Genomic DNA, 19,416 nt, shown 5'->3' with positions numbered 1-19,416 from the left:
ACCCTTGAGCAGCAGCGAGATCGCCCTGAGCTGGGACGATCCCACTGATGCAACAATCTCCGGCTACGAGTATGCGTACGGGGTTGAGACAGCAAAGCTGACCGCGACCTATGCGGCTCGCAGCGACTGGTTCGGGACATCAGTGGCGATGGACGGCGACACTATGGTCGTTGGTGCACGGTACGACGATGGCGGCCAAGGGTCGGCGCACGTCTTCGTCAGACAGTCCGGAACTTGGAGCCAAGCAGCCAAGCTGACCGCTGCTGAGCGTGACTCGTATGACGAGTTCGGGCTGTCGGTGGCGATCGATGGCGACACGATCGTTGTGGGCGCTACTCGCGACGACGACGGCGGTTGGGATTCGGGATCGGCATATGTGTTCACCAAGCCCGCTGGGGGGTGGGCCTCAGCGAGCAGCAGCGTCAAGCTGACTGCCTCCGACGCAACCGCCGGCGACTATCTCGGGCTGTCAGTGGCCATCGATGGCGACACGATCGTCGTGGGCGCGTCTCAACTCAACAACACTGGCTCGGACTCGGGATCGGCATATGTGTTCACCAAACCCACAGGGGGGTGGGCCTCAGCGAGCAGCAGCGTCAAGCTGACTGCCTCCGACGCAACCGTCCACAACAAATTCGGGCAGTCAGTGGAAATCGATGGGGACACCGTCGTGATCGGTGCCCCGCTCGACACGGACAATGACGTGTCCTCAGGGTCGGTGTACGTGTTCACCAAGCCTGCCACCGGCTGGGTGACGGCTGGCGGGACGGTCAAGCTGACCCCCTCGGACGCCGCCCATGGCGATCAATTCGGGTACTCCGCAAGGATCGATGGCGACACGATCGTCGTCGGGGCCCCTGGGGATGATGACGATGGCCCAGATTCAGGGTCGGTGTATGTGTTCACCAAACCCGCTGCCGGATGGGCCTCGGCGGGCGGAACTGTGAAGCTGACAGCCTCCGATGGCACCGAGGGTGACAGGCTCGGCTACTCGGTAGGGATCGACGGCGACACGATCGTGGCAGGCGCCATCAATGCGAGGGGCCTCTGGCAACGCTCAGGATCGATCTCGGTGTTCAACAAGCCCGCTGGGGGATGGGCCACTGCCAGCGGCCACTACGAGCTGAGTGCCGCAGATGGCGTGGCTGGAGACCGATTCGGATGGTCGGTCGCAATCGATGGCGACACAGTCGTTGTTGGTGCCCCGACAACCGGTGACTATGGCGCGAGCTCGGGTTCGGTGTACGACTACAGGCTCTCGGACTGGGTGGCTGTACCTGCCAGCGCGCCCGGCGAAGCCAACGCCGGCTCCTACACCTTCATTGGCGTGCCGGGTGCCACGTACACCTTCCGCATGCGGGCCAGGAACAGCGTCGGAGTCAGCGGCCCCAGCGCGACTGCGACTGCGGGACTCGTCGTCCCGATGCAGCCAACGGGATTGTCGACGGCGCTCGCAAACAGCGGCGAGATCGCGCTGAGCTGGAACGGCTCCCCCGACACCACGATCGCGGGCTACGAGTACGAGTTCCGGACCCAAGTCGCAAAACTGACCGCCTCCGATGCAGCGACGGGCGACCGCTTCGGGTACGCACTGGCGATCGACGGCGACACCATGGTCGTCGGCGCGCAAGACGACGACTCGACTCGAGGCGCCGCGTACGTCTTCACCCGGCAGGCCGCGATGTGGAACCAAGTGGCCAAGTTGACCGCTTCGGACGCGGCAGTCGGCGACCGCTTCGGGTCGTCAGTGGCGATCGACGGCGACACGGTGGTTGTAGCCGCAGTCCTGGACGAGCACGGGGGTGCCGCTTCAGGGTCGGTGTATGTCTTCACCAAGCCCGCGTCAGGATGGGTCACGACGAGCGGCAATGTGAAACTCACCGCGGCCGACGCAGCCACGAGCGACAGTTTCGGCTACTCAGTGGCGATCGACGGCGACACCATCATCGCTGGCGCTCCAGATAGCGACGACAACGGCTCGAACTCGGGGTCGGTGTATGTGTTCACCAAACCCGCATCAGGATGGGTCACGACGAGCGGCAATGTGAAGCTCACCGCCGCAGACGCAACGGCAGGCGACAGCTTTGGCTGGTCGGTGGGCGTCGACGGCGACACGATCGCTGTGAGCGCGAGCCATGACGACGCCGATGTCAGTGGTGTCGACTCGGGGTCGGTGTATGTGTTCACCAAACCCGCATCAGGATGGGTCACGACGAGCGGCAATGTGAAGCTCACCGCCGCAGACGCAGCCGCAGGCGACCGCCTCGGGTACTCGGTAGCGATCAGTGGCGACACGATCGCCGTAGCCGCCGACGGAGACGACGACGATATCGGTGGTGTCGACTCGGGGTCGGTGTATGTGTTCACCAAACCCGCATCAGGATGGGTCACGACGAGCGGCAATGTGAAGCTCACCGCCGCAGACGCAGCCGCAGGCGACCGCCTCGGGTACTCGGTAGCGATCAGTGGCGACACGATCTTGGCTGGCGCCATCCATGACGACGACGCAGGGTCGGATTCGGGATCGGCATATGTGTTCACCAAACCCGCCGGGGGTTGGGCAACCGCTAGTAAAGGCGTCAGACTTGCCGCCGCAGATGCAACCCGCGGCGACTTGTTCGGGCTGTCGGTGGCGCTCGACGGTGACACAGTCGTCGCCGGTGCCCCATGGGATCATGACAGTGGTCGGCGCTCTGGGTCCGTGTACATCTTCCACGCCTCGGGTTGGACCGCTGTTGCCGACAGCGCTCGCGGCGAGGCCAACGCGGGCTCGCACACCGTCACCGGCTTGCTGAACGGCGCCCGATACGACTTCCGCGTCCGCGCGAGAAACAGCGTTGGCGCCAGTGATCCGAGCGCGACAGTGACCGCGGTGCCAGGCGTTCCCGAGCGGCCGGCTGGCCTGACAACAGTGTCTGCGCGCAACGCCGGCGTCACGCTGAGTTGGGACAATCCCTCCGACGCGACGATCAGCGGTTACGAGTACGAGTTCCGGGCCGAGATCGCCGGGCTGAGCGCCACAGACGCTGCCGCGCACGACGAATTCGGGTCCTCGACGGCAATGGACGGCAACACGATGGTCGTCGGCACGCCCGGTGACGACTCACGGCGCGGCGCGGCCTATGTGTACTCCAAGGAAGCCGGGGCGTGGAGCCAGGTGGCCAAGCTGACCGCCACCGACGGCGCGGCCGGCGACCGCTTCGCAGGATCAGTGGCGATCGCTGGCGACACAATTGTGATCGGTGCCTCTAGGGATGACGACGGCGGGTTGGACTCCGGCTCGGCGTATGTGTTCACCAAACCAGCCTCGGGCTGGGCGACCACCAGCGGGACTGTGAAGCTGACCGCTGCGGATGCAGCCGCCGACGACCTATTCGGGGGTTCGGTGGCGATCGACGGCGACACGATCGTCGTAGGTGCACGATGGGACGATGACGGCGGGTCCGACTCCGGGTCGGCGTATGTGTTCACCAAGCCCGCCTCGGGCTGGGCATCCGCCAGTAGCGACGTAAAGCTGACCGCCGCTGCCGGAGCCGCCCACACCTGGTTCGGCTCCTCAGTAGCGATCGACGGCGACACGCTCGTCGCAGGCGCTCCGTATGACAGAGACGGAGGGCCCTTCTCGGGGGCGGTGTACGTGTTCACCAAGCCTGCCTCGGGCTGGGCATCCGCCAGCGGGAGCGTGAAACTGACCGCCGCGGACGCGGCAATCCGCGACAACCTCGGATCGCTGGTGGCGATCGATGGCGACACAATCGCTGCGAGCGCGCCAACCGATCATAACGATGGCGCGGTGTATGTGTTCACCAAGCCCGCCTCGGGCTGGGCAACCGCCAGCGGGCATGTGAAGCTGACCGCCGCAGACACCGGCCGCTACAACGACTTCGGGTCGTCGATAGCGATCCACGGCGACACAATCGTGGTCGGTGACCAAGGAGACGTCCGCGGAGGTTCGGTGTATGTGTTCACCGAGCCTGCTTCGGGCTGGGCAACGGACAACAGCGATGTGAAGCTGACTGCCACCAATGGTGCATCTGGCGACTGGTTCGGATCGTCGGTAGCGGTCGATGACGGCACCGTCGTCGTCGGCGCACGGTATGACGATCGCGACGCCACGAACTCGGGGTCGGCGCACATCTTCCACGCCTCAGGGTGGACCACTGTCGCTGACAGCGCTCCTGGGGGTGCGAACGCGACCTCGCACACCGTCACTGGCCTGACAAACGGCGTCGAGTACCGCTTCCGCGTTCGAGCTCGCAACAGCGCGGGCGTCAGCAAGCCCAGCGCTGCAGCAACCGCATCGCTGACTCCGACCCCGGCTCAGCCGACTGGCCTGACTGTCAGGGCCGGGCATGACCAGGCGACACTGGGCTGGGACAACCCTGCCGACACCACGATTGCCGGCCATGAGTATGAATTCGCCGCCGAGATCGCAGAGCTGACCACAAGCGACAACGGGTTCGGATGGTCGACGGCAGTCGATGGCGACACGATGGTTGTCGGCGTGCAAGGGGACGACTCACGTCGGGGTGCGGCGTATGTATACGTCAGCGACTCCGGACTGTGGGGTCAAGTAGGCAAGCTGACTGCCTCGGATGCCTCGGTCGGCGACCGGTTCGGAGAATCGCTGACGATCGATGGCAACACGATCGTCATTGGTGCTTCCGGGGACGACGACGGCGGCGCCGACTCGGGATCGGCGTACGTGTTCAGCAAACCCGCTGACGGCTGGGCAACCGCCAACAGCGACATCAAACTGACGGCTGCCGACGCGGCCACCGGCGACCGATTCGGATTGTCGCTGGCGATCCGCGACAACACAATCGTGGTGGGTGCTCCCGGGGACGACGACGGCGGCGTCGACTCCGGGTCGGCGTACGTGTTCAGCAAACCCGCCGGCGGCTGGGCAACCGCCACTGAAACCGCCAAGCTGACCGCTTCTGATAGGGCCACGGGCGCCAGGCTTGGGTATTCGTTGGCAATTGACGCGAGCACGGTGGTGGTCGGCGCCCCCGGCGCGACGGGCGGCGCTGACCCCGGTTCTGCGTATGTGTTCAGCAGACCTGCCAGCGGATGGGCAAACGCCAGCGGGAATGTGAGGTTGACTGCCTCGCATCCGGAAGTCGACCACCATTTCGGGAGGTCAGTTGCCATCGACGACGACACGGTGGTGGTCGGCGCCCCCGGCATCACGGGCGGCGCTGACTCCGGTTCTGCGTATGTGTTCAGCAAGCCTGCTGGCGGATGGGCGTCTACCCGCGACAGCGTCAAGCTGGCCGCCTCGAATCAGGCTGCCGGCGACAAGTTCGGCTGGTCGGTGAATATCGACGGCAGCACAATTGTCGTCGGCGCCCCAGACGACTCTGCACATGCAGCCTCGGGGTCGGCATACGTGTTCAGCAAACGTGCCGAGGGCTGGGTGACCGTCGCCGACAAAAAGCTGACCGCGTCGGCCGCTACTGCCGGCAAGCGGTTCGGACTCTCGGTAACCGCCGATGGAGACACAGTCGTAGTGGGCGCCCCGGCTGACAGTGAAGCGGACGTCAACTCAGGATCTGCCCACATCTTCCACGCCTCGGGGTGGACAGCTGTCGCTGACAGCGCTCCTGGGGGTGCGAACGCGACCTCGCACGTCATCAGCGGCCTCATCAACGGCGCCCGGTACGAGTTTCGCGTCCGGGCCCGCAACAGTTCGGGCATCGGCGAGCCGAGCGCAGCTGTGACTGTGTCGCTCGTGCCAGCCCAGCCGACCGGCTTCTCAGCGGGGAGCGCGAGAGAGGGCGGCGTGACGCTGCGTTGGGATGATCCTTCTGACCGCGTGATCACCGGCTACGAGTACGAGTTCCGGGCCGAGATAGCGGAGCTGACCGCCACAGACGCGGCTAGGAACGACGAATTCGGGTCCTCGACGGCAATGGACGGCAACACGATGGTCGTCGGCGCACCCGGTGACGACTCACGGCGCGGCGCGGCCTATGTGTACTCCAAGGAAGCCGGGGGATGGCGCCAGGTGGCCAAGCTGACCGCCACCGACGGCGCGGCCGGCGACCGCTTCGCAGGATCAGTGGCAATTGACGGCGACACGATTGTGGTCGGTGCCTCTAGGGATGACGACGGCGGGTTGGACTCCGGCTCGGCGTATGTGTTCACCAAACCAGCCTCGGGCTGGGCGACCACCAGCGGGAGCGTGAAGCTGACCGCCGCCGACGCTGCCGCCGGCGACCTATTCGGGGGTTCGGTGGCGATCGACGGCGACACGATCGTGGTCGCTGCCGAGGATGACGATGACGGTGGCCTTGATTCAGGATCGGTGTACGTGTTCATTAGGCCGGCCTCGGGCTGGGCACCCGCCAGCGGCAACGTGAAGCTGGCCGCCGCGGACGCGCACTCCTACAAATGGTTCGGCTCTTCGGTGGCGGTAGACGGCGACACGGTCGTCGTAGGCGCTCAGTACGACCACGACGAAGGGCCGTTCTCGGGAGCACTGTATGTGTTCACCAAGCCCGCTTCGGGCTGGGCATCTACCCGCGGGAACGTGAAGCTGACCGCCGCGGATGCAGCAGTCGGCGACAGACTCGGAACGTTGGTAGCGATCGACGGCGACACCATCGCCGCAAGCGCACCGGCCGATCATGACGATGGCGCGGTGTATGTGTTCACCAAGCCTGCCTCGGGCTGGGCATCCGCCAGCGGGCATGTGAAGCTGACCGCCGCAGACACCGGCCGCTACAACGACTTCGGGTCGTCGATAGCGATCCACGGCGACACAATCGTGGTCGGCGACCAAAGAGACATCGTCGGCGGGTCGGTGTATGTGTTCACTGAGCCCGCTTCGGGTTGGACGACGGCTAGCAGCGATATGAAGCTGATTGCCGCCGACTCCGCCAGAGACGAGCGGTTCGGGTCGTCGGTCGCGGTCGACAACGACACAGTCGTCGTCGGCGCACGATACGGCAATCGCAGCACCACGAATTCGGGGTCGGCGCACATCTTCCACGCCTCAGGCTGGACCACTGTCGCTGACAGCGCTCCTGGAGGCGCAAACGCGACGTCGCGCACCATCACCAGCCTGGCCAATGGCGTCGAGTACGGCTTCCGCGTTCGAGCCACCAACCGTGCCGGTGCCAGCCAGCCGAGCTCGGTCGCGACGGCGACAGCGACGCCAATGCCGCCGCCGGCTCAGCCGACTGGCCTGACTGCGACGGCGGGCGACAGTCAAGTGGCTCTGAGCTGGGACGATCCGCTCGACGCCACGGTCGCCGGCTATGAGTACGAGTTCCGGGCCGAGATCGCAGAGTTGACTTCACCCGATGCGGCACCGGGCACCATATTCGGTGATTCGGTGGCGGTGGACGGCGACACGATGGTGGTCGGCGCGCTCATCGACAGTTCATCCATAGGTGCGGCATACGTGTACCTCCGAGAGTCCGGAGCGTGGGGCCGAGTCGCGAAGCTGACGGCCGTTGACGGTGCCCGCGACGATGATTTTGGGTACGCGGTGGCGATCGACGGCGACACGATCGTGGTCGGTGCCCGTGCGGATGACGACGGCGGGGGGGATGCCGGGTCGGCTTATGTGTTCACCAAACCCGCCACCGGCTGGACGACGGCAGCCAGCAGCGTCAAGCTGACCGCGGCAGACGCAGCCCGCATCGACTTCTTCGGTTCGTCGGTGGCAGTCGACGGCGACACCATCGTGGTCGGCACTCCCGGGGATGATGGCAGCGCAGCGGACACCGGGTCGGCTTATGTGTTCACCAAGCCCGCCACCGGCTGGACGACGGCAGCCAGCAGCGTCAAGCTGACCGCGGCAGACGCAGCCGGCGGAGACAATTTCGGTTCGTCGGTGGCAGTCGACGGCGACACGATCGTCGCTGGTGCCCCACACGATGACGCCAGTTTCCACGACGCAGGGTCTGTGTATGTGTTCAACAGGCCGACTTCAGGCTGGGCGACTGCCAGCGGAAATGTGAAACTCACCGCCGCCGACGCAACCACCAGATGGTTTGGCAGCGCAGTGGCGATCGACGGCGACACGATCGTCGCTGGTGCCCCTGCAGACGCCCACAAGGGCCCGTGGTCCGGGTCGGCTTATGTGTTCACCAAGCCCGCATCGGGTTGGGGGATTGCCAGCGACGGCGCGAAGCTGACTGCCGCCGATGCTGCCATGCTCGACTCGTTTGGATCCACAGTCGCAGTCGAAGCAGACAGGGTCGTAGTGGGCGCGCGTCGGGATGATGACGACGGCGAGGATTCCGGGTCGGCCTATGTGTTCACCAAGCCCGCATCGGGTTGGACGACAGTCAGCAGCAATGTGCAGCTGAGAGCCTCGAATCCAGCGGCCGGCGACTTGTTCGGGTGGTCGGTGGCGATTGACGACGACACCGTCGTGGTCAGCGCACGGTCTCGAGACACCGGAGCCAAGAATTCCGGATCGGTGCACGTCTTCCATGCCTCGGGCTGGACCGCTGTTACTGAAAGCGCCCCTGGAGGGGCCAACGCGGCATCGCACACGGTCACCGACCTGACACGCGGGGTGGAGTACAGCTTCCGCATCCGCGCACACAACGGGGGCGCCAGCGAGCCAAGCGCCGCGGCGACGGCAACGCCGGTGCTGCCGCTTCCGGCTCAGCCGACTGGCCTGACGGCGACGGCGGGCGACGGCCAGGTGGCGCTGAGCTGGGCAGATCCCGCCGACAGCAGCATCACCGGTTATGAGTATGAGCTCCGGGCTGAGGTGGCGGAGTTGGCTGCGTCAGACGGTGCTTCTCGTGATCGGTTCGGGGAGTCGGCCGCCGTGGACGGCGACGTGCTGGTCGTGGGCGCGCCTGCCGACGACTCGAGGCAGGGGGCGGCGTACGTGTTCGTCCGGCGGTCGGGCGCGTGGAGCCAAGCAGCGAAGCTGACATCTGCGAACCGTCGCGCCGGCGATCAATTCGGCGTGTCCGTGGCCATCGACGGCAACACGATCGTCGTCGGCTCCTACGGGGACGACGCCGGCGGCACGGGCAGTGGGGTGGCCCATGTATTCGTCAAGCCCGCCACAGGCTGGGCGAGCGCTACCAGCAGCATCAAGCTGTCCGCCTCGGACGCCGTCGCGGCGGACTTGTTCGGCCATTCAGTGGCCATCGACGGCGACACGATCGTGGCCGGCGCGTACGGCGACGACGACGGCGGCACGGACTCCGGCGCCGCCTACGTGTTCGCCAAACCCGCCACAGGCTGGGCGACTGCCACCAGCAGCATCAAGCTCACCGCCTCGGACGCCGGTGCCGGTGACAATCTGGGGCGGTCCGTGGCGATCGACGGCGACACGATCGTGGCCGGCGCGTACGGCGACGACGACGGCGGCACCGACTCCGGCGCCGCCTATGTATTCGCCAAGCCCGCCACAGGCTGGGCAACCAGCACCCAGACCGCCAAGCTGACCGCCTCGAGCCCCGCCGCCGGCGACTTGCTCGGGTGGTCGGTGGCCATCGACGGCGGCACCGTCGTGGTCGGCGCGTACGGCGACGACGACGGCGGTGCCATCGCCGGCGCCGCCTATGTGTTCACCAAGCCCGCCACAGGCTGGGCGACTGCCACCAGCAGCGCCAAGCTGACTGCCTCGGACGCGACCGCCAATGACTGGTTCGGCTGGTCGATAGCGATCGACGGCGACACGGTCGCAGTCGGCTCGCTGTGGGATGACGACGTGGCCATCGCCTCGGGTTCGGTGTACACGTTCGCCAAGCCGGCGGCCGGCTGGGCTGCCGGTACCGAGACCGCCAAGCTGACGGTCTCGAGCCCCGCTGCCGGCGACCTGTTCGGCTACTCGGTCGCGATCGACGGCAGCACGGTCGCGGTCGGTGCCGTCTTCGACGACGGCGCCGGGCAGGACTCAGGGTCGGCCTATGTGTATGAGTTGTCGGGCTGGACCGCCGTGGCAGACAGCGCCCCCGGCGAGCCCAATGCGAGCTCGTACACCGTCACCGGCCTCATCAACGATCTCGACTACAGCGTGCGCATTCGCTCCGTCAACCGCACCGGCGCCAGCACTCCCAGCGCGGCCGTTGCGTTCACGCCCGAGTCGGCCTGCGTCACGGCACCCGAGAACGTCACGACGCCGATCTGCGCAGCAGTCAGCGGCAACGAGCTGACCCTGACATTCAACCGCGGCCTTGCCGCCATCGATGCCGCAGCCGCCAGCGCTCTGCGCTTCGCGTTCCTGATCGACGGCGCCTTCCACAACGGCGCGCCGGTCACCAACCAATCGCCGAGCCTGGTCGCCGTCGACGGCGCCACGCTGACGCTCACGCTCGGCACCGCCATCCGCGCCGGCGACGAGGTCACCGTCCGCTACTTCGCATCGGCAACCGACAACGGTCTCAAAGCCAGCGACGGCACCGCCCTGGCTGACTTCACCCTCACCGTCACCACCACAGCCCAGAGCTGACGAGGGCGCGCCTCGTGGTCCGCCAGCCCCGCTGATCCTGCCGCCGCGGCCGCAACGGCTCGCAGCGGCGGGTCTACCCTCAGAGCGCCTGAGCCATGCTGCCTCGCACGTTGGCTGGTCAGGGGACTCAACTAGCCTTTGTGCAGAAGCGACATGCTTCCCGTGAGAGGTCACCGAGAGAGCGCGAAAGGGACGCAATGGCAGTAGATGAGCAGTTGCGCCCCGTTGCGGTCGAGGCCCGCCACGATCACCGGCTTTGGGTGCGTTTTGATGACGGCGTCGAGGGCGAGATCGACTTGTCTGGCCGCGTCGGTCAAGGCGTGTTCGAGATCTGGAACGACATGAACGTGTTCGAGTCGGTCAGCATCTCGCCGCACCGCACGATCCGCTGGTCTGACGAGGTGGAGCTGTGCGCCGACGCCGTGTATCTCGAGATCACTGGCCGCACTGCTGAGGAAATCATGCCGGGCCTGCGGGCCTTGGCAGATGCCTGAGATCTGCCGCTTCTCGGGCATCATCATCCGGATGCACATCGGAGACCACGCGCCTCCGCACTTTCACGCTCAGTACGCGGGGCGGGAGTTGCAGATGTCGATCCACGACAGGCGCATCATGAACGGCAGTCTGCCGCCGCGGCCGCAACGGCTCGCAGCGGCGGGGCTACTGGTAGACGGGCTCCATGTTGGAGTAGTAGTCGTCGGGCTGCCACATCCGGATGTAGTCGATCTTCATCCGGGTGAGGATGTGAGGTTGACGCTCGGCGTTCATGTATCCCCAAGCGCCGATGTTGAGCGGCAGCGGAACGTGGGAGACGGCGATCTTCTCGAGCAGCGTGGCGGGGTCGTCGGGATCGGTGTACTCGAGATAGGGGTCTCTCGCGGCACCGCTCAGCAATTGTTGGTCGCCCGGACGACCACCCGAAATCGGCTTGGTCCAGACCAGCAGCTTGTCCTTGGGGACGACCTTGAGGTCTCCGCCGAACTCGTCGACCTTGACGAAGGTCCGGTAGCCGCCCGGGGTCCACTCCGTCCCGAGGGTCACGGTATAGGTGTCGTCCCATCCGCACCGCCCGTCGGGGCTCGGGTTCGTGACGATCGACCAATCTGGGCGGTAACCGCAGAGTCCGTAGAGCTTGCCTACAAACGTCGGGGGAATGTCGTCGACGGGAACTGTGAACCCGGGGTTGGCGTACTGATGCCCGACGAAGTATCTGCCGCCGACGTTGTACTCGACGAAGTCGATCTCGATGTCGAGGTTGGTGAGGAAGTCCTCCCAGTCCTCGATCTCCACGCCGTACCGGTCGAGGAGGCCCCGCAGAACCTCACTGCGGGCATGCAGGATGACGTTGTAGTTGTGGTACGTGTTCCGCCAGCCGTACGTGTTGACGGTGAACTTGACCTCGAAGTAGCCGTACTTGACGTGAAGGTTGCCGTGGGTGGAGACCTTGGCCCTGTGGCAGGTTCCTGCCAGGGCCATCACGAGGCGGCCGTCGACGACGTTGCTGCACGACTCGCCCCTGGAGTCCACGTTGTCGCAGGCGTCCTGGTAGCTCCACACGTCGCTGTCCAGTGTGGACAGCCCGTCACGACACCCGGCGGCGTTGGCCGGCGGCGGGGTGCCGTCGAACTCCTCGCCGAACACGAGGTTGTAGTTCGCGGCGGGCTGCACGAGGCCCGGAAGGCTGGCCCGCAGCGTCGCCTCATCGTCGTTGTCTCCGATTCCCTCGGGGAAGACCTCGCGCAGGAACAGACAGGCGTACGCGTCGGGATTGTTCTTGCCGTAGTCCTCGCATCCCGTCACTGCGGCCGGGGGCCCCACCAGCGTCTCCCGGTACACCTTTAACGACGTGTCGGCGTCGGCCGCCGACAGCTCCACCGTGCGGGTCGGGAAGTCCGCCAGGAACCCGAATGAGGGGTCGGACTGCTGCCATTGCAGATACAGCAACCCCTCGGGCGTCACCCCCACACTCAGGTCGGCGCAGATGCTCGGCGTCTGGCAGAACTGGTAGCCCGAGGGGTCGTGCTGGTGCTCGACCGCATACGACAGATCGGTGCTCTCGGATCGTGTGCCAGCGGTGACCTCGCCGAACCACGAGTAGTTGAAGGTTGCGGTCGGCGCCTGGAGATGATCGTGACTGCTGTCCGCCGGCTCCGCCTCACTGAGGATGCGCTGCCAGAAGCGGACCGGATGCTCCAGGGCGGTGAAGCTCACGGCGGGGCTGTAGCTCCCTGAAGACAGCGGCCCCGGCGACGACGAAGCCGCGGCGGCCGGGGAGGCGCCCAAGAGGGAATCGGTGTCACTGCCAGGTGCTGGCACCACGAGCACCGTCGCCGCCACCGCCAGTGCGGCGATTGCCACGACTCGGCTCCGGGACCGCGGCCGTTCGACCCCCCCCCCCCCGTGCATTGGGTCTCGACCCAGCGGGCGCTGGTGGGATCCGCGCAGCGTCACACGCGTTCCTTGTTCGTTCCGCGGGCTGCCGACGGTCACAGCGCGAACAATAGCCTGAGACATTCAGATATGGATATGCATATGAGTTACATATGGAACAAGGTCCGAACGGAAGTTATTTTGCGAATCTCGCTCATGCCATAGGGGAGGTGTGTGTGAGGTATGGCTGACTATTCTCCGGAATATATGGATCAGCACCATGTGAACGATCGCCATAGCAGCCGAGTGCATTTCGGGCGCTGGGTCGTGGCCGCCGTGCTTGCGGCCGGGATCGGCATCTTGGTCTTGGGCGGTGTCGCCTACTCCGACTCGTCGGTCACGGTGACCCACGACGACTTCGAGCTGACCTGCCCCTCTGGCACCGTCGACGAGGGCGACACGCTGACGTGCACGCTGAAGAACACCGCCGCCGAGGCGAAGCCCTGGCCGGTGGTGGCGATTTTGCATCTGTCCACCGACGGCGACCGGGCGCTCGTGCGAGGCACCTCGATCGACGTGACGCTGGGCACCCCGAGCCCCAGCGCCGCCATCGACGGCGGCGTCACCTGGATCGGCGACACCCTCGTGGGCTGGTCGCGCTTCGACTGGTCGGGCAACGCCGGCGCCGACCCCACCCAGACCACCGTCCCCCAAGGCGCGCCGGGCAACAGCCGCACGGTGACCATCGTCGCCGCTCACGACGGCATCGACGAGGAGATCGAGAAGTTCTACGTGGCGCTCGGCCCCGACGCCAGCAGGGGCGTCGGCCTGCTCTACAACAACAAGGCTGGCGTCACCCTCACCGACGACGACAGTCCCAGCACTGACACGTCGCTGAACAGCCTGACGCTCTCCGCCGGGCAGAGCCGCACGCTGTCACCGACGCAGGCCACGCAGACGCAGACCGTCGCCTACGAGGTGACCGAGGCGACGCTGACGGCGGCGGCGGCCCGCGGCACGACCATGGAGATGCGCGCCTCATGCGACGGCCGCAGCCTCGACCTCGACGGCAGGGGCGGCACCAGCATCGAGGTCATCGACAGCCAGGAGAGCCCAGCGGTGCCCCTGGCCGTCGGCACCACCACGGTGACCCTGACCGTGACCGCTGAGGACGGTGCCACCACCGCCACGCGCACGGTGAGCATCGTCCGCTCGGCGCTGGGCCGCGGCGTCGACACGGTCGCGGTGTCGGTTCCGAACTTCACTCTCACCTGTCCGGCGGAAGTCGCCAAAGCCACCACGGCGCAATGCACGCTGCGGGCCTCCGGCTCGGCCGGGTGGCCGGTGGTCGCCGTCATCCACAGCTCGGCCGACGGCGCCGCCCGGGCGCTGGTGGCCGAGGACCCGATCATCCCCGACACCGACCCCAACTACAGCAAGGACGTCTCGCTGGGCGCCCAGCAGCCGGCGCGTACTGCCTTCAACCACGGCTACGGGGAGCTGTTCTCAGGCGGATCGCGCACGCTGTACCGCACCTACGGGTACGAGAAGTTCGACTGGACCGGCACTGCCTCGAATGGGGCCACGCGCACGGTCACCGTCCAGATCCACGACAGCGGCTCGAGCCCCGGCGTCGCGGCCGAGGTCTTCTACGTGGCCCTCGCGCCGAGCGACTACACGGGCTTCTCACAGCTCGTCGACAACAAGGTGCCGATACGCATCAAGGCACGCCCGGCGGTGACGGCGCTGCGGGCGCACGACATCACGCCGGCCGCCGCGGAGGTCGAGGTCGAGGTCGTCAACCCTGAGGGCATGCTCTACCTGCGCTACCGCGCCGGAACCTCGGGACCATGGACGAAGATCGATGAACGGGCGGTGACATCGTCGCCCGCGCGGTTCTCGATCACCGACCTCACCACAGGCACCGAATACCAGGTGCAGGCATCCTTGGACGAGGACTTCTCCACAGGCGCGATGACCCATACGTTCAACACGCTGGCACCTTCAGTGACCGCAGTGTGGGCCTGGTACGTCACCACGAGCGCGGCGGAAGTCAGCGTTTGGGCCGACGATCCCGCCGGCATGCTCTACCTGCGCTACCGCACCGGAACCTCGGGCACATGGACCCGGGCACAGCAGGACGTGACGTCGTCGCCGGCGCGGTTCTCCATCGCCGGCCTCACCACAGGCACCGAATACCAGGTGCAGGCCTCCTTCGACGAGGACTTCTCCACGGGAGTGATGTCCGATTCGTTCACCACCCCGGTGCCCTCGGTGGCGAGCGTCGCTGTGCGGGACGTCACCTCGAACTCGGCGGAGGTCTTGGTGCGGGTTCATAACCCCACCGGGGCGCTCTACCTGCGCTACCGCGCCGGAACCTCGGGCACATGGACCCAGGCACAGCAGGGCATGACGTCGTTGTCGGCGCGGTTCTCGATCGCCGGCCTCGCCACCGGCACCGCATACCAAGTGCAGGCATCCTTCGACGAGGACTTCTCCACGGGAGTGATGTCCGATTCGTTCACCACCTCGGCGCCCTCGGTGATCGGCGTGGAGGTGGCTTCTTGGGCGGGCCGTGACCATTGGTATGAGTTGGGGGATGTGATCTCGATACGCGTCACTTTCAGCGAGGCGGTCGTCGTGACGGGCTCGCCCACACTGGGGATCGACATGGACCCCGCTGACTGGGGCCGCAAGGACGCGGTGTACGCGAGCGGCAGCGGCACCGCGGAGCTGACGTTCACCCATGAGGTGGTGCGGCCGAACTACTCGACGCAAGGGATAGCGGTGCTGGCCGACACGCTTGCCTTGAACGACGGCAACATTCGAGCGGCAGCCAGCGGTGCCGATTCCGATCTGGCCCACAGCGGCTTGGACCATGATCCTGAGCACAAGGTGGACTGGCGGCGTACGCGGCCCGCGGCCGTGGTGGCGATGACGATGGCGTGCGCGCCCGCCCACGGCTTCGATGCCGCGAGCCTGTCGTGGACCGTTCCGGAGCCGCCGGCGGATGCTCAGGGCAATCCCATTTTTGCGTCCCACATGATTGCAGGCAGTTGCACAGTGACCGAGCCGCCCAATGCGAGGGTGTCGTGGCAGTTGTCGGGATCGGATTCCGCGCGTTTCGAGATGAGCGATGACGGGACACTGAGCTTTGCCGGGTTGGCGCCTGAGTTCGAAGCGCCCGGCGACCGCAACGGCGACAACGTCTATGACGTCACCGTCACCGCAACCGTGGGCGATCACATGCAGTGGGTGGACATCTCAGTCGCCGTCACCGCCGCCGTCTCCGAGGTCACGGTGATCGAAATCGAGCCCGAGCCACTCGCTGAATCGGTGCCGGCCATGGCGGTGGTGAACGGCAATGAACTGACGCTGGTCTTCAGCAAGGATCTCGCCGCGATCGACGACGCTGCGGTCAGGACGCTGGCCCAGTCCTTCTTGGTCGACGGCGCCCGCGATGCCCAGGGCAACGCTGTGGTCAACCAGTCGCCAATCGGGATCGCCGTGGACGGCAACCTGCTCACGCTGACGCTCAACGTCCCGATAGCACCCGGCGACGAAGCCACCATCAGCTACTACGGCGGCCTCAAGGACATCAGCGGCACCGCAGTCAAGGCATTCAACCAGACGTTCACCACCTGGTCCCTGGACCCCAACCTCCTACGGAACTAGTTGCCGGTGCTGCTTCTCTTGGCCCGTACTCTCATCCAGCGCCCGCACCGACAGAAGGCGCGGGAAGGTATGCATCGAGCGCGTAGCTGAGTTCAGCCGGCAGCAGCGATCGTCGCTTCGGGCACGCCGGCGGCGCGGGCGCCGCCGCAGATGCTCTCCCAGGTCTCGGCGGGCAGCGTGATGCCGTTGGCCATGCGGTGCTGGCGCCGCTCGTGCTCGACGTCACCGGGCAGCTTCACCCCCTCGGCGGGGTCGATGGCATCGGCGTCGTAGAACCAGTCGAGATAGTCGGCCGCGATGCCGTTGTATCCGTCATCGGTCTCGCCGACAGCCGCGTCCACTTGTGCCGGGTCGACATAGACCGAGAGCATGCCGTTCGCGAACCGCACCCGGCGCGGCCCCGCCGTGCCGGTGCCGGTGAGCGCCCCGGCCAGCAGCTCGCACATCACCGAGATGCCTGAGCCCTTGTGCTCGCCCATCGCCCGCAGCGCGCCGGGGCCGTCCATCGAATTCGGCCGCTGGCCCTCGGCGAACGTGTACAGCACCCGCGGATCGCCGGTGATCTCACCGTCGCCGGAGACCAGCGCGTTGTCAGGCACAGCCGGGCCGCCGTGCAGTGCCACCATGGCCTTGCCCTCGGCCACGACCGAAGTCGCGAAGTCGTGAATGACGGGCCGGCGACCGGCCACGGGCGCCCCGTAGGCGCAGGGATTGGTGCCCATGCGGCGGGCTTTCGCACCGAACGGCGCCACCAACCGGCTGTTGGCGACGTTCACGAAATGTACCGAGACGAGGCCTTCGGCGGCAGCCATCTCGGCGTACTCGCCGATGCGGCCGAGGTGCCCGGCGTTGCGCAGCCCCACCACGGCGACGCCGAGTTCGGAGCAACGCTCGATGCCGAGCTTCACCGCAGCGGGACCGACGGTCTGGCCCATGCCGTACTGGCCGTCCACCAGCAGCAGCGAGCCCGAGTCGATCAGCACCTTGATCTCCTGATCGGCGAGCTGAACGCCGTTGGCCAGCAGTTCGACATACAGCGCCGAGCGGATCACGCCGTGGCTGTCGTGACCGGCCAGGTTCGCGCCCACGAGGCTCGTGCCGATGCGCTCGGACTCGGCATCTGAGCATCCGGTGTGGCGGAAGATCTCGGCGATGAAGCCCGCCAGGCGCTCATGGTCGATCACCACCGGCGCATCAGAGCCGGCCTCGGCAGATGTCTGGGTCTCGCTCATCGCCGCAGCGTAGGTCGCCAACTCGATGTGCACTGATCTGGCAGGGTGCGAGTCCGGCCACGGCTTCGCACCGTGCGCCGCTCTGGCTCGCTTCGCTCAAGCGCCGCTCGGGCCCAGCGCTCAGCCTCATAGGCTCGCCCGGCGTGAGCGAAACCGGCGCGACACCGCAAACACCGCCACGCCAGTACGACGTGGTGGTGGTCGGTGCGGGCAACGCTGCGATGTGCGCAGCGCTCGCGGCGCACGAGGGCGGCGCCAAGGTGCTGGTGCTGGAGCGGGCGCCGGAGGCCGAGGCCGGCGGCAACAGCCGCTTCACCGCCGGCGCGATCCGCTTCGCCTACGACGGCGTGGACGATCTGCGAGCGCTGATGCCCGATCTCACCGACGCCGAAGTGGAGGTAACCGACTTCGGCACCTACTCCGAAGAGCAGTTCTACGCCGACTTGGGCCGCATCTCCGACTACCGGTGCGATCCCGAACTGGCCGACGCGCTCGTCACCCGCAGCAAGGACACGCTGATGTGGATGGCGAGCCACGGGGTGCGCTTCGCACCGATCTGGGGACGCCAGGCGTTCAAGGTGGACGGGCGCTTCACGTTCTGGGGCGGCCTCACGGTGGAGTCGGTGGGCGGCGGCGAGGGACTCGTCGAGTCGCTGCGCGCAGCGCTGGCTCGCAACGAGATCGACTTGTGGCACGAGGCGGCCGGGCGGGAACTGTTGATCGATGATGCCGGCGCTGTCTGCGGCATCCGGGCACGCATGCCAGAGCGCACGCTTGAGGTGCCCTGCAGCGCGGTCGTGCTGGCGGCGGGCGGCTTTCAGGCGAATGCCGAGTGGCGCACCCGCTACCTGGGACCGGGCTGGGACCTCGCCAAGGTGCGCGGCACCCGTTTCAACACCGGCGACGGCATCAATATGGCGCTTGAAGCCGGCGCTATGCCCTACGGCAACTGGAGCGGCGCCCACGCCGTGGCGTGGGATTACAACGCCCCCGAGTTCGGCGACCTCGCCGTCGGCGACGGCTTCCAGAAGCACAGCTACCCGTTCGCGATCGTGCTGAACGCCGACGGTCGGCGCTTCGTGGACGAGGGCGCCGATTTCCGCAACTACACCTATGCCCGCTACGGCCGAGAGATCCTGGCCCAGCCGGGACATTCGGCGTGGCAGGTGTTCGATGCCAGCACCGATCACCTGCTGCGCGACGAGTACCGCATCCGCCAGGTCACCAGGGTGACCGCCGACAGCATCGAGGAGCTCTGCGCGCGCATGGAGGGCGTGCACACCGAGCAGGCGCTGGCGACCATCAGCGAGTTCAACGCGGCGGTCGACCGCAGCGTCGGGTTCGACCCGAACGTGCTTGACGGCCGCCGCACCAGGGGCCTCAGCCCCGACAAGACGAACTGGGCGATGCCGGTCGAGACGCCTCCCTTCGCCGCGTACCACGTGACCTGCGGTCTGACCTTCACGTTCGGCGGCTTGCGCATCGACGAGACCGGATGCGTGATGGACACTGACTTGCGGCCGATCAGGGGCCTGTATGCCGCAGGTGAGCTGGTGGGCGGCCTGTTCTACGGCAACTATCCCGGCGGATCGGGCCTCTCGGCGGGTGCAGTCTTCGGCCGCTTGGCGGGAACGTCCGCCGCCGCGCACGCCACCGGCTGAGCCGCCGCTGCCGAACGGGCGACGACTCTCCGGCGGGCGATAG

The 19,416-nt window shown here is 66.8% G+C and carries 6 protein-coding genes and 1 pseudogene; 5 read left to right on the top strand and 2 right to left on the bottom strand.

Going from position 1 to position 19,416, the window contains the following annotated elements:
* Positions 1 to 4 precede the first annotated feature (4 nt).
* From ACOGXE_RS15145 to ACOGXE_RS15135, 3 genes and pseudogenes are all read left to right on the top strand, one after another.
* Complete coding sequence (locus ACOGXE_RS15145) at positions 5 to 10,435, top strand: fibronectin type III domain-containing protein (protein ID WP_419931727.1); 10,431 nt, start codon at positions 5 to 7, stop codon at positions 10,433 to 10,435.
* Positions 10,436 to 10,632: 197 nt separating this feature from the next.
* Positions 10,633 to 10,929, top strand: coding sequence for a DUF2442 domain-containing protein (locus tag ACOGXE_RS15140; protein WP_419931726.1), 297 nt, complete (start codon positions 10,633 to 10,635; stop codon positions 10,927 to 10,929).
* Positions 10,922 to 11,074 (top strand): annotated as a pseudogene (locus ACOGXE_RS15135) (DUF4160 domain-containing protein); the annotation flags it as partial. The gene ACOGXE_RS15140 and the pseudogene ACOGXE_RS15135, both read left to right, overlap by 8 nt.
* 21 nt (positions 11,075 to 11,095) lie before the next feature.
* On the opposite strand, the gene ACOGXE_RS15130 reads toward ACOGXE_RS15135, so the two are convergent.
* Positions 11,096 to 12,793 (bottom strand): hypothetical protein, encoded by a 1,698-nt coding sequence (locus ACOGXE_RS15130; protein WP_419931725.1) that lies wholly within the window; start codon positions 12,791 to 12,793, stop codon positions 11,096 to 11,098.
* A gap of 279 nt (positions 12,794 to 13,072) precedes the next feature.
* On the opposite strand from ACOGXE_RS15130, the gene ACOGXE_RS15125 reads away from it, so the two are divergent.
* A complete protein-coding gene (locus ACOGXE_RS15125) occupies positions 13,073 to 16,480 on the top strand; it encodes a cadherin-like beta sandwich domain-containing protein (RefSeq protein ID WP_419931724.1) in 3,408 nt (1,135 codons plus the stop codon).
* A 92-nt stretch (positions 16,481 to 16,572) separates the two neighbouring features.
* Here the strand turns inward: ACOGXE_RS15125 and ACOGXE_RS15120 are convergent, their stop codons facing one another.
* On the bottom strand, positions 16,573 to 17,712 hold the full coding sequence (locus tag ACOGXE_RS15120) for an Ldh family oxidoreductase (RefSeq protein WP_419931723.1): 1,140 nt from the start codon (positions 17,710 to 17,712) through the stop codon (positions 16,573 to 16,575).
* A gap of 143 nt (positions 17,713 to 17,855) precedes the next feature.
* On the opposite strand from ACOGXE_RS15120, the gene tcuA reads away from it, so the two are divergent.
* Positions 17,856 to 19,373, top strand: coding sequence for an FAD-dependent tricarballylate dehydrogenase TcuA (gene tcuA / locus ACOGXE_RS15115; RefSeq protein ID WP_419931722.1), 1,518 nt, complete (start codon positions 17,856 to 17,858; stop codon positions 19,371 to 19,373).
* Positions 19,374 to 19,416: the final 43 nt, after the last annotated feature.

The organism is Candidatus Poriferisodalis sp., assembly GCF_965208555.1.
In the GTDB taxonomy this organism is placed as follows: domain Bacteria; phylum Actinomycetota; class Acidimicrobiia; order Acidimicrobiales; family Poriferisodalaceae; genus Poriferisodalis.
Note: the sequence above shows the minus strand (reverse complement) of the source record. Positions and strands in the feature narration are given on the sequence as shown.